Raw genomic sequence first — 14,666 nt, 5'->3', positions numbered from 1 at the left:
CTCCCAACTAGCCAGTAGTTTGAATCATATTTTAATCGAAAGGGGAATCCCTTTCGATTCCATCAAAATGTGAGTTGCTCTAGCGTAATCTCGTCAACAATCTCTTGCAGTGGTCACAACCACATCCTAAGTCACAAGTCTGTCATTGACCTGATGATCCGGAGTTGTCCCATGTCCAGAAATCCAGAACTCAACACCGCCCTGACCCAATGGAACGGACCACTCGGCCTGCCGGATTTCACTGCCTTTTCTGATGCGGATTTTGCGAGCGTTTTTGATGCAGCTCTGGCAGCCGACCTTGCCGAGGTCGAAGCCATCGCCAACAATCCGCAGGCCCCCACCATCAACAATACGCTGAAAGCATTGCAGCTGACCGGTAAGGCGCTGGATCATGTCTCGTCCATCTTCTGGCTGCGTGCTGGCGCCCATACAAACGAGACCATTCAGACGCTCGAACGTGACATCGCGCCAAAAATGTCGCGGCATTATTCACGCATCATGATGAACCCGGCCCTGTTTGCCCGCATTGATGCACTTTATGAACAGCGCGACGCGCTCAATGTCGATGCAGAGACAAGGCGCGTTCTGGAAAAGACATGGAAAGGATTTGTGCGCTCCGGTGCCAAGCTTGACGAAGCAGGCAAACAGGAACTGGCGGAAATCAATGAGAAACTGGCGAGCCTTGGCGCACGCTTTGGCCAGAATGTACTCAAAGATGAAGCAAGCTGGGCCCTGTTCATCACCGACGAGGCTGATCTCGTCGGCCTGCCGGATTTCCTCAAGAACGCCATGCAGAGTGCTGCCACTGAGCGCGGACGACCGGATGCCTATGCGGTCACGCTTGCCCGCTCGATCGTCGAGCCATTCCTCACCTTTGCCGAAAACCGTTCCTTGCGCGAACAGGCCTTCAACGCATGGGCCAGGCGCGGCGAAAATGGTGGCGAGACCGACAATCGCGAGATTGTCCGCGAAATGGTGGCATTGCGCGAGCGCAAGGCACATCTGCTGGGCTATGCCAATTTTGCCGCCTACAAGCTTGATGACACCATGGCCAAGACGCCAAAGGCCGTGATGGATCTGCTCGAACCGGTGTGGGACAAGGCACGCGCCAAGGCAGCCGAAGAGGAAGAAGCCTTGCAGCAGCTCATTGCCGCTGAAGGCAGGAACCACAAGGTCGCGCCGTGGGACTGGCGCTTCTATGCCGAAAAACTGCGCGCCGAACGCTATGCCTTTGATGAAGCCGAGCTCAAGCCCTATCTGCAGCTCGAAAAGATCATCGAGGCCTGTTTTGATGTCGCAACGCGTCTGTTCGGCATCCGCTTTGAAGAAAAGAAGGGCATCCCCACATGGCATCCGGATGTCCGTGTCTTCCAGGTCTTCAACCCGGACGGTACGGAACGCGGCCTGTTCCTCGGCGACTATTTTGCCCGCACGTCAAAACGCTCTGGCGCATGGATGAGCGCATTGCAGCGCAGTCACAAGCTCGATGGCGGCCAGAAGCCGATCATCTATAATGTGATGAATTTTGCCAAGCCGAAGGAAGGCGAACCGGCCTTGCTTTCGCTTGATGATGCGCGCACGCTGTTTCATGAATTCGGCCATGCGCTGCATGGACTTCTGTCGGATGTGACCTGGCCTGCCGTTTCCGGCACTGCCGTTTCGCGCGATTTTGTCGAACTGCCGTCGCAGCTTTACGAACATTGGCTGACCGTGCCGGAAATCCTGAAAAAATATGCCGTGCATTATCGCACGGGTGACGCCATGCCAAAGGCACTGCTGGACAAGGTTCTGGCGGCACAGACCTTCAATGCCGGTTTCAACACGGTTGAATTTACCGCTTCGGCGTTGGTCGACATGGCCTTCCATACCGGCAATGAAAAGATCGATGATCCGCTTGCCTTCGAAAAGAAGACGCTCGAAAAACTGTCAATGCCTCAGGCAATCATCATGCGCCATCGCACGCCGCATTTCACCCATGTCTTTTCCGGCGATGGTTATTCGGCCGGTTATTATTCCTACATGTGGTCGGAAGTGCTCGATGCCGATGCTTTCTCGGCCTTTGAGGAAACGGGCGATGCATTCAACCCGGAGATTGCTGCCCGGCTCAAGCAATATATCTATGCTGCCGGCGGCAGCCGTGACCCGGAAGAACTCTATATCGCTTTCCGCGGCAAGATGCCGACAGCCGATGCAATGATCGCCAAGCGCGGTCTGTGAGCTCAGGCAAAAGGGGCGTGGACATGATCGCCACGCCCTTTTCGGTTTTCACCTTCAATCAGACACGTTCAAGCGCGATCGCAATGCCCTGACCGACGCCGATGCACATGGTTGCCAGCGCATAGCGGCCCTGGTTGATCTGCAACTGCAGTGCCGCCGTGCCGACAATGCGCGCACCCGACATGCCGAGCGGATGGCCAAGCGCAATCGCGCCACCATTGGGGTTAACACGGACATCATCATCGGCAATGCCAAGCTGGCGCAGTGTTGCAAGGCCCTGGCTGGCAAAGGCTTCGTTCAATTCGATCAGGTCAAGCTGTTCCTGCTTCAGGCCAAGGCGCGAAAGCAGCTTCTGCGTTGCTGGTGCCGGTCCAATGCCCATGATGCGTGGCGGCACGCCCGCCGTTGCTCCCCCCAGAATGCGTACGATCGGCGTGAGTCCATATTTCTTGGCAGCTTCCGCCGAGGCAATGATCAGTGCTGCGGCACCATCATTCACGCCGGATGCATTGCCTGCCGTCACCGTTCCTCCCTCTTTGCGGAACGGAGTAGGCAGCTTGGCCAGAGCCTCCAGGGTCGTTGCACGTGGGTGCTCATCCTTGTCGACCACAACCGGATCGCCCTTGCGCTGCGGAATGGTTACGGCGGTGATTTCCTGCGCCAGACGACCGCTGACCTGTGCTGCAGCTGCCTTCTGTTGACTGCGCAGCGCGAAAGCGTCCTGATCCTCACGCGAAATATTGAAGTCGGCGGCAACATTCTCGCCGGTTTCCGGCATGGAATCGATGCCATATTGCGCTTTCAGAACCGGATTGACGAAGCGCCAGCCAATTGTGGTGTCATAGATTTCCGCATTGCGCGAAAAGGCTGTCTCCGCCTTTGGCATGACAAAGGGCGCACGACTCATGCTTTCCACGCCACCGGCAATCAGCAGCTCCGCCTCGCCAGCCTTGATCGCGCGGGCGGCTGCAATGATTGCATCCATACCAGAGCCACAAAGACGGTTGATCGTCGTGCCCGGAACAGAAACCGGCAGACCGGCCAACAGCGTCGACATGCGTGCCACATTGCGATTGTCCTCGCCTGCCTGATTGGCGCAGCCATAGATGACGTCATCGACGGCCTCCCAGTCAACCGAAGGATTGCGCGCAACCAGCGCTTTCAGCGGTATGGCGCCCAGATCATCAGCGCGAACCGACGAAAGCGCACCGCCAAAGCGACCAATCGGTGTGCGAATATAATCGCAGATAAAAGCATCAGTCATTTTGCTTTCCTCACAGTTCCGGAACAGTGAAACGGATTTCGGTCTTCAGGCAGAGCAGTTCCAGGAAAAGCAGAAACCGGTTTTCCGTCCGGAACTGCGAAAGAACAACATGTCAGAGCCTCTCAGCGTTTCATTGGAAAGCTGAGCTCCTCTGAACGACGGCTTTCAGTGTCCCATACATGTCCGCCAGACGCATACCGCCTCTGCAAGACATGCGTGAAGCCCCTGTAACAGGACCCAATCGATTGCTGATATGCCCAAGAAAAACAGCCATGCTTGAACAGGCTGCCCCACTACCTCCGCCATGTTGTCAAACCTCAACCCAGTTGCGGTGGACATAGGCGCAAGAACAATTCGACTTCAAGCAAAATGTGCGTTAATAGTATTTTGTTCGTATATCGCACAATTTCAGACAGGCTAATGCAGCATGATCAAGGAACGCGACATGATGGGTGGCCTTGCCAAGGGGCTGAAAATCATTGAAGCCTTCTCGGCAGACCGGCCACGCCTGTCGATTTCGGAAGCCTCTGAACAGACCGGCCTTGACCGGGCAACCGCGCGGCGCTGCCTGCTCACTCTGGCAGAGCTTGGTTATGCCGCTCATGACGGCAAATTCTTCACATTGACGCCACGCATTCTCCGGCTCGGTACGACCTGCCTTGCCACCATGCCTTTGCCACGCATTGTCCAGCCCGTGCTCGACCAGCTTTCGCAGCAGATCGGACAGAGCACTTCGGTTTCCATTCTGGATGAAACGGAAATCGTCTATGTCGCCCGCGCGACACAAACCCGCGTCATGTCGATCTCCTTGATGCCGGGCTCACGCCTGCCCGCCTATTGCACTTCCATGGGGCGTGTTCTGTTGGCAAGCCTCAGGCCTGATGAGCAAAGGGCCATACTTGCCACATCAGATCGTATCGCGCGGACCCAATATACCAAGACGGACATCAACGAACTGCTTGCAGAGCTGGAAAAGGTGCATGAACAAGGCTATTCCCAGATCGATCAGGAAGTGGAAATGGGCCTGCGTTCCATCGCCGTGCCGGTGATAACCATGCACAACAAGACTATTGCCGCGCTCAATACCGGCCTTGCCGCTTCTGTTGCCAGCAATGCGGAAATCATTGACCGCTATCTGCCAGCCTTGCTGAAAGTGCAGTCTGATCTGAAACAGATGCTGGCTTGATTCAGAACAGCTTTATCCCGTGTGAAGGAAAGAAGATCGCGGCCGATTTCAAAAACTGGGCAATATGCCACCAGCCTTTTTGGGCGGCATTGCCACCACCGTGAACGATCTTCACATCCGGCACATAGGCAATGCGTGCCTGTCGCCCAGCGCGCAAGGAAATGTCGAAATCCTCAAAATAAAGCATGTAGCGCGGATCAAACCCGCCAAGCGTCCTGAACACATCGCCGCGAAACAGCATGAAACAGCCACTGACAATTGGCGGATCCCAGAACACGTCGTCTCCGGTTTCTTCCTTCATCTCATAGCGATCAAGCCGTTTGCGGAAGAGTTGCCGGACTGAGGCAGGCATAAAGCCACGCAAGAACAGATCAAACAGGCTTGGATAGCGCTTGCATAAATATTGTGTGCGCCCATCTGGTGCGGTTGCGGCTGGCGACAAAAGCCCGCATTGCGGATTGGCATCCATGAAGTGGAGTGCCTTGATGAGCGCGTCGGGTGCCATTTCCACATCGGGATTAAGCACCAGATGATAAGTGCCAACGCCCTTTTTCAGCGCAATATTATTGGCCCGCCCAAAGCCGACATTGCCCTGCCCGCTGGCAATTTCAGTCTCCACCACTGAAAAAAGCGGATGGGCTGACAGATCAAGGGATGCATCCGGCGAATTGTCGACAATCAGCAGTCGGGTTCCGACCGACGCTTCAAGCGCCTTTATAGCCACGAGCAAGGCATCAAATGTCCGAAATAGTTCAACCAGATCAGGCTTGAACAAGACGATGCAGATTGTAAGCTCCGTGCTCATCGAGAACCTTTATTTGTGCCAGCTGACGACCGCCCCTTGAGCATAACTAAGGCGGTTCGCACATTAATGCAAAGGCCCCCTTCCATGCATGCAATGCACTGGCATTGATCTTGCGGGGTTGCAATTGTATTCCTTTTGTCGACAGAAGGATTTTTTCATGAGCGACACGACCGATAACAATCAGAATCCGGAGCGCAAACGCGGTTCAGGCGTGAAAATGGTCTATGACCTGTTGCGCGATGAGATTCTTGATCTCGTGCTTAAACCCGGCAGCCCCATTGATGAGGTGCAACTTGCCGAGCGGTTCAACATGTCGCGCACGCCCATCCGCGAAGCGTTGGTGCGTCTGTCTGGCGAAGGCCTGATCGACACTTTGCCAAACCGCTCGACCATGGTGTCGCAAATCGACTTTCTCAACATGCACACCTATTTCGACGCGCTGAAACTGATGTATCGCGTCACTACGCAATTGGCCGCCAAGAACCACCGGCCGGAAGATCTTGAGATCATCCACCAACGCCAGGCCGAATTTGCAAAAGCCGTCGAGGCCCAGGATGCCCTGGCGATGATTGCCACCAATGCCGCCTTTCATCTGGCCATCGCCGAAGCTGGCCGCAACCCCTACTTCACAAGCCTGTTCAAGCGCCTGCTGGATGAGGGTCGGCGCATTTTGCGGCTTTATTATCAGTCCTATAATGACCGCCTGCCAAAACGCTTCGTCGATGAACATGAAGAAATGATCGCAGCCATCACGGCACGCGACACGGAACTTTCCGAACGGCTGGCTGCCGAGCATGCCGAGCAAATCGTTGATCAGGTTCAGAAATTGCTGGTTGGCCAGGATCGGCTGGAAATTGGTTTGTAAACTCGCATATTTCTTGTCGACAAATAAAATACAAGTGCTATTCTGATGCTCGAAAGACAGGTTCGCGCATCTCGAATGGGTGCGACAGATTGTTGACGCTGATCAAAAGGAGTTTTCGATGGCTGCCAGCATTTTCACCGGCGTTATCCCGGCCCTCATGACCCCATGCAAGGAAGACCGCACCCCGGATTATGACGCGCTGGTTCGCAAGGCGCAGGAACTGGTTGCTGCCGGCATGTCGGCAGTCGTCTATTGCGGTTCGATGGGTGACTGGCCTCTGCTGACCGACGAACAGCGTATGGAAGGCGTCGAACGCCTTGTAAAGGCTGGCGTGAAGGTCGTTGTCGGCACCGGCGCAGTCAACACGGCTTCGGCTGTTGCCCATGCTGCGCACGCCCAGAAGGTTGGTGCACATGGCCTGATGGTCATTCCGCGCGTTCTGTCGCGCACTTCCGTGATTGCCGCCCAGAGGAACCACTTCAAGGCAATCCTTTCTGCAGCTCCTGACCTTCCGGCTGTTATCTACAACAGCCCATATTATGGTTTTGCCACCCGCGCAGACCTGTTCTTCGCGCTGCGCGCGGAACATCCGAACCTCGTTGGCTTCAAGGAATTTGGCGGCCCGGCCGACATGCGTTATGCGGCTGAAAACATCACCAGCCGCGACGATGACGTCACGCTGATGATCGGCGTTGATACCGCTGTTGTCCATGGCTACATCAATTGCGGCGCAACGGGTGCCATCACCGGCATCGGCAATGTTCTGCCGAAGGAAGTCTTGCACCTTTGCAATCTCGCCCAGGCTGCGGCCAAGGGCGACGCAGACGCCCGCGCTCGCGCCTATGAACTGGAACAGGCACTCGCTATTCTTTCCTCCTTCGACGAAGGTCCGGATCTCGTTCTCTTCTTCAAATATATGATGGTGTTGAAGGGGAACAAGGAATACACACTGCACTTCAACGAAACCGACGAACTGACCGAAAGCCAGCGCGGCTATGTTGAAGCCCAGCTCACGCTGTTCGACAACTGGTATGCTGACTGGAGCAAGCTGCCGGGTGCTGTCCAGAAGTACAAGCCGTAATCTTCTGACGCCATCAGAGCATCAATAAAGCGCGGTGCAAGCCGCACCAGATTGATTGCAAACCCCTCGTTTTCGATCATTATCGAAACGAGGGGTTTTGATTACGGTCTATTCACCTTTCAAATCCGGGACGTTCCGTGAATATGAAGACATCATGGGCCGTAGCGATTGTCAGCAGTCTGAAGCCATAGTGATGCGGGCTTAGGCGTTTCTGCTGCCTGATCCTGCCGGCGGCTGCCGGACGCGGAATCATTCCCACTCGATCGTGCCCGGAGGTTTAGAGGTCACGTCATAGACAACGCGATTAATGCCGCGGACCTCGTTGATGATGCGGGTGGCGGTGCGGCCGAGGAAGTCCATGTCGTAGTGATAGAAGTCCGCCGTCATGCCATCGACGGAGGTCACTGCACGCAGTGCGCAGACATATTCATAGGTGCGGCCATCGCCCATCACGCCAACCGTCTGGACCGGAAGCAGGACGGCAAAAGCCTGCCAGATCTTGTCGTAAAGGCCAGCCTTGCGGATTTCATCAAGATAGATCGCATCGGCTTCACGCAGGATTTCAAGCTTCTCGCGCGTCACACCGCCCGGGCAGCGAATGGCAAGACCGGGACCTGGGAATGGATGACGGCCAATGAAACTATCCGGAAGGCCGAGTTCCTTGCCAAGCAGGCGGACTTCGTCCTTGAACAGTTCACGCAGCGGTTCGACCAGCTTCATGTTCATGCGTTCCGGCAAGCCGCCAACATTATGGTGCGACTTGATCGTCACCGATGGCCCACCCGTGAAGGAAACACTTTCGATCACGTCAGGATAGAGCGTACCCTGCACGAGGAAATCCGCGCCTCCAAGCTTCTTGGCTTCTTCCTCGAACACTTCGATGAAAAGACGGCCAATGGTCTTGCGCTTCTTTTCCGGATCCGTTTCACCTTCCAGCTCGCCGATAAAGCGGTCGGAAGCGTCAACCAGGATCAGCGGCAGGTTATAATGCTCGCGGAACATGTCGACGACCTGTTGCGCCTCGTTCTTGCGCATCAGGCCATGGTCGACCAGAATACAGGTAAGCTGGTCGCCAACGGCTTCATGTGCCAGCAATGCTGCAACGGAAGAATCCACGCCGCCTGAAAGCGCGCAGATGACCTTGCCTTTGCCCACCTGTTTGCGGATCGCCTCAACGGCCTGTTCGCGATAGGCGCCCATCGTCCAACCCGGCTTTACACCTACAATGCGATGAACGAAATTCTGCAACAGCTTTGCGCCGTCCGGCGTATGCACGACTTCCGGATGGAACTGCACACCATAATATTTGCGCTTTTCGTCGGCGATAGCCGCAAACGGCGCGTTCGGCGAGGTACCGATAATGGTGAAACCTGCCGGCAGAGCTGTGACACGGTCGCCATGGCTCATCCAGACCTGATGACGCGTGCCCTTGGCCCAGACGCCTTCAAAAAGCGGGCTGTCTTCCTGCACATCCAGGAATGCGCGGCCGAATTCACGATCATGGCCACTTTCCACCTTGCCGCCAAGCTGGGCGCACATGGTCTGTTCGCCATAGCAGATGCCAAGAACCGGAATGCCAGCTTCAAACACCGCTTGTGGTGCACGCGGCGAACCGATATCGGTCGTCGAATGTGGGCTGCCGGAAAGAATTACGCCCTTCGGGTTCAGCCGCTTGAAGGCTGCTTCCGCTGACTGGAAAGGAACGATTTCACAATAGACATTGGCCTCGCGAACGCGACGCGCAATCAGCTGCGTCACCTGGCTGCCAAAGTCGATGATAAGGATTGTGTCGGGATGCGCTGTCGTGCTCATGTGCAGCATCTATTGAAAAAGTGGCCGGGATGCAATGCCCTATAGGCCTTAATCTGCATATGCTCAACAGAGGATTGCATAAATATTGTCCCTCCTGACATTGCGTTGTCAGGAGGATGCCAGCAATCCGTCTGCCACAGCGGCTTCCAGCCGTTCAACGGCCGCGGCCAGTTTCGCATCTATGATATGCAAATATTGCGCCCAGTCACCAACATGTTTGAGCTCTGCCGCACCATCGGAAATGCCGCGCAGCCCATAAAGCGGAATGTCATGGATCTGGCAGGCGCGCAGACAGGCATAGGTTTCCATATCGACCATATCGGCGTCGATCGTATCGAAAACCGCGCCTGAAACGATATTTGCTCCTGTCGACAAAGACGCGGAAGGAATATCCGCAATCTGATAGGGCAGTTCGATCACCTTGGGCAGGTCCAGAAAGGGTGTCGTGCCTTTTTCAAAACCAAGCGGCGAGGCATCCATATCGCGGTAAGACACGGATAAAACCTGAAACACCTCGGCCTGCGGCAATCTTGCCGAACCGGCAGAGCCAAGCGAGATCACAAGATCCGGCCGCTCGCCATCCCGTTCCAGCAGCGTCAGCGCGCGTGTCAGGTTGACGGCCGCTTCCACCGGACCAACGCCGATCATCAACGGGTCGAAAAGCTTTGCCAGATGCCGTCCATATTCGGCATCTGCCGCCATGGCATAAAGCAAACGCTTTCCGGCAACCGTCTTGATCATCCCTGCAAACCTTTTCGATCCTGCACAACCATCATCGTCCCGGTCATGGTCGCAATCAGTCGCACATCCGTATCGGTGATGGCAAAGGCCTGTCCGTCACTGACCATGATGGTGCGTCCGGGCTTGGTGACCTCGCCGCGAAACAGGAATCGGTCGCCCTTGCCGGGCGAAAGCAGATTGACCTTGAATTCAATGGTAAGCACCGCTGCATCCGACGGCATCAAGGTCAGTGCCGCATAGCCACAGGCCGAATCAAGTGCTGCCGAAATAATGCCTGCATGCAGGAATCCATGTTGCTGCGTCAGTTCCTCGCGAAATGGCATCTCGATTTCCACAATGCCCGGTTCGCAGCGGCAGAGCTCCGCGCCGATCAGTTTCATTGCCGCCTGCCGCGCGAAACTCTCCTCCACGCGTTCCTTGAAGTCCGGCTCGGCTACACGTTGATGCGCCATTTCCCCCCACTATGACTGCCGTTTCTGCAATATGCTTACGTAAAACCCATCCGTACCTGTCGACAAGGGTGAAAATACGCTGCCATGCCCCGGAAAGACCGGCGACATGCCATTGTTATCGCGCACCTTTGCCTGCCACAGGCTTTCGGCCGATATTTCCTGAAAATCAGGGTTGGCTGCCAGAAACCATTCAACCTGTCGCGTATTTTCCTCGGCGAACAGCGAACAGGTCACATAGGCAAGCCTTCCGCCCGGCCGGACATAACGCTTTGCGTCTTCCAGAACGTCTTTTTGGTCCTGCACGCGTCGCTCAAGCTGCTGGGCGTTCAGCCGCCATTTTGCATCCGGCCTGCGTCGCCATGTTCCAGACCCCGTGCAGGGCGCATCCGTCAGAACAAGATCCATGTGGCCAACCAGCGGTTCAAGATCAGCCAGGCTGGCATGAATTTGCGTATTGCGAATGCCTGCCCGTTGCAACCGTTCGCTCATCGGCGCAAGGCGTGTGCGTTCGGCATCATAGGCATGGATCTGGCCGCTGTTTTTCATCGCAGAGGCAAGCGCCAATGTCTTGCCACCAGCGCCCGCGCAATAATCAAGCACCTGTTCGCCCGGCATGGCGTCGGCAAACAGTGCCGCCAGCTGCGACCCGAGATCCTGCACCTCAAACCAGCCATCAATAAAGGCCTGCTCGGCCTGAACATTGGGATGACGGCCAAGCGCTTCAATCGGCGCAATGCGAATTGCCTGATCGAGAAAGGGGGCCGGTGCGGCGCCGGCCTTCTCGAGCGCGGCCAATGTCTTTTCCGTCGTCGATTTCAGAAGATTGACGCGCAGATCAACCGGCGGACGCAAGGCAAGCGCCTTGCCCTCTTCCACCCAATGCGCGCCCAGCAATGCCTGCAGCGACGATGCACACCACTCCGGCACATCAGCCTGAACATGCGCTGGCGCATGCGCAAGATCGCGCATGTTCCAGGCATCGCGCCGCGCAGCCTCCAAGGGAGCCGGCGCGAATCGGTCACCTTCAAGGGCCACGTCAATGGCCGCAATATCCATGCCGCCATCCGCGAGCAGCGCGCCAAAGGCAAGCGCGCGCGCATCATCCGCATCCATGCGCCATGCGATTGAAAGCTTGTGCCGCAAGGCATCAAAGACAATATTGCCGATCACTGCGCGATCACCCGCACCGGCAAACCGATGCGCCGCACCCCAGTCCTTCAAAACGTCGGAGGCAGGACGTGAACCTGCTTCAAACGCTTCCAGAACTTCGATTGCCGCTTGTAGGCGTCCGCCGAGCCGCATTGCATCTCCTTCAACAGTTTCTCAACCGGGAATAGCCTTCATTGCAGGGCAAAGGCAATCCGCAAACGCACTATTCTCTGCCTCAGAAAGAAAAGGCCGCCCATCCGGACGGCCTTTCAGATGCAAGTTGCACGTTGCTCTTACATGCCGCCCGGATAATTCGGGCTTTCACGGGTGATCGTGACGCCATGCGAATGGCTTTCGCGAAGTCCTGCATTGGTGATGCGGACAAATGTTGCCTTTTCGCGGAATTCCTGCAGGTTCTTCGCACCGACATAGCCCATCGAGGCGCGCAGGCCACCGGCAAGCTGATGCAGAACAGCCGAGATCGGGCCCTTATAGGCAACCTGACCTTCAATGCCTTCCGGAACCAGCTTCAGCTCGTCGCGCACTTCCGCTTGGAAATAACGGTCTGCCGAACCGCGCGCCATGGCGCCAACCGAACCCATGCCGCGATAGGCCTTGAAGGAACGGCCCTGATGCAGATAAACCTCGCCCGGGCTTTCTTCCGTACCGGCAAGCAGCGAACCAGCCATGGCAGCAGCCGCACCGGCAGCAAGCGCCTTGGCAAAGTCGCCGGAGAACTTGATGCCGCCATCGGCAATCACCGGAATATTGTGCTTGTTGGCGACCTCGACCGCGCCCATGATGGCCGAAAGCTGCGGTACACCAACGCCTGCAACAATACGCGTGGTGCAGATCGAGCCCGGTCCTATGCCAACCTTGATTGCATCGGCGCCAGCATCGATCAAGGCCAGCGTACCATCCGGTGTTGCGACATTGCCGGCAAGCACGGCGACATTCGGATAGGCCTTCTTGATGCGGGCAACAGCATCAAGCACGCGCTGCGAATGGCCATGCGCCGTATCGACAACGAGCAGGTCAACGCCGGCATCAATCAGGCGTTCGGCGCGTTCAAACCCATCATTGCCGACGCTGGTGGCAGCAGCCGCACGCAGGCGACCCTGCGCATCCTTGGCTGCATTCGGGTTCAACTGCGACTTTTCAATATCCTTGACCGTCACCAGACCAACGCAACGGCCCTTGTCATCCACGACCAGCAGCTTTTCAATGCGGTGGGCATGCAAGAGGCGCTTGGCTTCTTCCTGGCTGACGTTTTCGCGAACCGTGACGAGATTTTCACGCGTCATCAATTCATAGATCTTCTGGTTCGGATCGGACGCAAAACGCACGTCGCGGTTGGTGAGGATGCCGACGAGGCGGCCCGGACCTTTCGCGCTGCCTTCAACAACCGGAATACCGGAAATGCCATGCACCTTCATCAACGCCTGGGCTTCAGCCAGTGTTGCATCCGGGCCGATGGTGACCGGATTGACCACCATGCCGGATTCGAATTTCTTCACCTGACGGACTTCCTCAGCCTGACGTTCTGGCGAGAGATTGCGATGGATGACGCCAATGCCGCCAGCCTGCGCCATGGCAATGGCAAGGCGTGATTCGGTCACCGTATCCATGGCCGCCGAAAGCAGCGGCAGGTTCAGTTCGATGTCTTTCGCAACGCGGGTACGCAGATCGACCTGGCCGGGCATGACTTCGGAATGACCCGGCTGAAGCAGCACATCGTCAAAGGTGAGAGCGAGCGTGCCAGTGGCAGTTTCCACGATTTTAGCCATTGCCAATTCCTTTGAATAAGAAAAGCCGCTCTCTGCGGATAGCCCGGGAGCAGCGACGATTCAGGATAATCTACAGGTTGAATTGGCACCGGCTCGTAACACGGTTAAGATCAAATGGAAAGAGTTTTACGTTATTTCTTGAACATCTTCCCACGCTTCCGGGATCACAGATTTGTCAATTGCACCGACTGTTTTGCGCATGCTGCGTCATGCTTGTCACAGCATGTGTGCCCGGGCATAGTAAATGACCAGGGCAATATGCGCCAAAGGGCGGACAACTGAGAAAGAAGCTGAACTTGTTACACCTACTGGACGGCAGCATAACCGACGTTCCCGGTCTGAAACTCGGCCATCATACACTCGACCAGCGCCCGACGGGCTGCAGCGTGCTCCTGTTTGAGGACGGTGCAATCGCAAGCGTGGATGTCCGTGGTTCTGCCCCGGGCACTCGCGAAACAGATCTGCTTGATCCCATGAACCTTGTTGACCGGGTTCACGCAATCCTGCTTTCAGGTGGCAGTGCCTATGGCCTCAATGCAGCAGGCGGCGTAATGCGCTATCTTGAAGAACAGGGCATTGGCTTCAAAATTGCCTCTGGCGTGGTGCCAATCGTCCCGGCCGCCATATTGATGGATCTCTGGCTTGGCGATTTTTCCATACGCCCGGATGAGGAGGCAGGCTATCTTGCCTGCAAGGCCGCAACCACCCTTCCCTCACCCGAAGGCAATATTGGTGCGGGTGCGGGCGCCATTGTCGGCAAATTGTTCGGCATGGATTACGCCATGAAAGGCGGGCTTGGCACGGCAAGCCATCATATTCCTGGCACGGACATTGTTGTCGGTGCCATTGTTGCGGTCAATGCGGTAGGCGATGTCTATGCACCCTGCTCCAGCCAGATTCTCGCCGGCGCACGTGCCGAAAATGGCAGGGGTTTTCGCGATGCAATGGCAGAAATCATGCAGGGTCATCGTGTGGCCTTGCAAGCCGGGGCCAATACGACCATCGGGGCCATTGCGACCAATGCCCCTTTCAACAAGGCGCAGCTGAAAAAGATTGCCGCCATGGCGCATGACGGTTTTGCCCGCAGCATCAACCCGATCCACACCATGCTTGATGGCGACACGATTTTTGCCGCATCAACCGGCAAGGCAGACATGGAGGCCGATGTCACCGCGATTGGCGCGATTGGCGCGATGGTCATGGCGCATGCCGTGGCGCGCGCCGTGATTGCCGCAGACAGTCTTAACGAATTCAACTTGCCTGCCTATAAGGACTATCAACGCCAATAGCGGCGAGTCAGCAAAGGT

12 protein-coding genes are annotated in these 14,666 nt (G+C 56.4%); 5 read left to right on the top strand and 7 right to left on the bottom strand.

The window, feature by feature from the left end:
* Window positions 1–171 precede the first annotated feature (171 nt).
* The gene (locus ACFO1V_RS02305; protein WP_374831625.1) at window positions 172–2,217 is read left to right on the top strand and encodes a M3 family metallopeptidase; all 2,046 of its coding nucleotides are present in this window, start codon (window positions 172–174) and stop codon (window positions 2,215–2,217) included.
* A 58-nt stretch (window positions 2,218–2,275) separates the two neighbouring features.
* Here ACFO1V_RS02305 and pcaF read toward each other — a convergent pair whose 3' ends face one another.
* The gene (gene pcaF / locus ACFO1V_RS02300) at window positions 2,276–3,481 is read right to left on the bottom strand and encodes a 3-oxoadipyl-CoA thiolase (protein WP_374831623.1); all 1,206 of its coding nucleotides are present in this window, start codon (window positions 3,479–3,481) and stop codon (window positions 2,276–2,278) included.
* Window positions 3,482–3,908: 427 nt separating this feature from the next.
* On the opposite strand from pcaF, the gene ACFO1V_RS02295 reads away from it, so the two are divergent.
* A complete protein-coding gene (locus tag ACFO1V_RS02295; RefSeq protein ID WP_374831621.1) occupies window positions 3,909–4,667 on the top strand; it encodes an IclR family transcriptional regulator in 759 nt (252 codons plus the stop codon).
* Between the two features lies 1 nt (window position 4,668).
* Here ACFO1V_RS02295 and ACFO1V_RS02290 read toward each other — a convergent pair whose 3' ends face one another.
* Window positions 4,669–5,472: a glycosyltransferase gene (locus ACFO1V_RS02290; RefSeq protein ID WP_374831619.1), complete on the bottom strand. Its 804-nt coding sequence runs from the start codon at window positions 5,470–5,472 to the stop codon at window positions 4,669–4,671.
* Between the two features lie 157 nt (window positions 5,473–5,629).
* On the opposite strand from ACFO1V_RS02290, the gene ACFO1V_RS02285 reads away from it, so the two are divergent.
* Both ACFO1V_RS02285 and ACFO1V_RS02280 read left to right on the top strand, forming a co-directional pair.
* Window positions 5,630–6,337 carry a GntR family transcriptional regulator gene (locus ACFO1V_RS02285; protein WP_374831617.1) on the top strand — a complete coding sequence of 236 codons (708 nt, stop codon included), beginning with the start codon at window positions 5,630–5,632 and terminating at the stop codon, window positions 6,335–6,337.
* Window positions 6,338–6,455: 118 nt separating this feature from the next.
* Window positions 6,456–7,418 carry a dihydrodipicolinate synthase family protein gene (locus ACFO1V_RS02280; RefSeq protein WP_374831615.1) on the top strand — a complete coding sequence of 321 codons (963 nt, stop codon included), beginning with the start codon at window positions 6,456–6,458 and terminating at the stop codon, window positions 7,416–7,418.
* A 249-nt stretch (window positions 7,419–7,667) separates the two neighbouring features.
* Here the strand turns inward: ACFO1V_RS02280 and guaA are convergent, their stop codons facing one another.
* The 5 genes from guaA to guaB all read right to left on the bottom strand — a co-directional run bounded on the left by guaA (window position 7,668) and on the right by guaB (window position 13,359).
* Window positions 7,668–9,230, bottom strand: coding sequence for a glutamine-hydrolyzing GMP synthase (gene guaA / locus ACFO1V_RS02275; RefSeq protein WP_374831613.1), 1,563 nt, complete (start codon window positions 9,228–9,230; stop codon window positions 7,668–7,670).
* A gap of 108 nt (window positions 9,231–9,338) precedes the next feature.
* Window positions 9,339–9,971, bottom strand: a complete 633-nt coding sequence (locus ACFO1V_RS02270; RefSeq protein WP_374831611.1) for a 5'-methylthioadenosine/S-adenosylhomocysteine nucleosidase — start codon at window positions 9,969–9,971, stop codon at window positions 9,339–9,341.
* A complete protein-coding gene (locus ACFO1V_RS02265; protein WP_374831609.1) occupies window positions 9,968–10,423 on the bottom strand; it encodes a PaaI family thioesterase in 456 nt (151 codons plus the stop codon). Before ACFO1V_RS02265 ends, ACFO1V_RS02270 begins: the two co-directional genes overlap by 4 nt.
* A gap of 9 nt (window positions 10,424–10,432) precedes the next feature.
* On the bottom strand, window positions 10,433–11,725 hold the full coding sequence (locus ACFO1V_RS02260; protein WP_374831607.1) for an RsmB/NOP family class I SAM-dependent RNA methyltransferase: 1,293 nt from the start codon (window positions 11,723–11,725) through the stop codon (window positions 10,433–10,435).
* A 140-nt stretch (window positions 11,726–11,865) separates the two neighbouring features.
* Window positions 11,866–13,359: an IMP dehydrogenase gene (gene guaB / locus ACFO1V_RS02255; protein ID WP_374831605.1), complete on the bottom strand. Its 1,494-nt coding sequence runs from the start codon at window positions 13,357–13,359 to the stop codon at window positions 11,866–11,868.
* Between the two features lie 278 nt (window positions 13,360–13,637).
* Between guaB and ACFO1V_RS02250 the strand changes: the two genes are divergently transcribed.
* Complete coding sequence (locus ACFO1V_RS02250; RefSeq protein ID WP_465251719.1) at window positions 13,638–14,648, top strand: P1 family peptidase; 1,011 nt, start codon at window positions 13,638–13,640, stop codon at window positions 14,646–14,648.
* Window positions 14,649–14,666: the final 18 nt, after the last annotated feature.

The organism is Daeguia caeni, from assembly GCF_042653845.1.
Lineage (GTDB): Bacteria > Pseudomonadota > Alphaproteobacteria > Rhizobiales > Rhizobiaceae > Brucella > Brucella caeni.
This window is presented reverse-complemented; position numbering and strand designations above follow the sequence as displayed.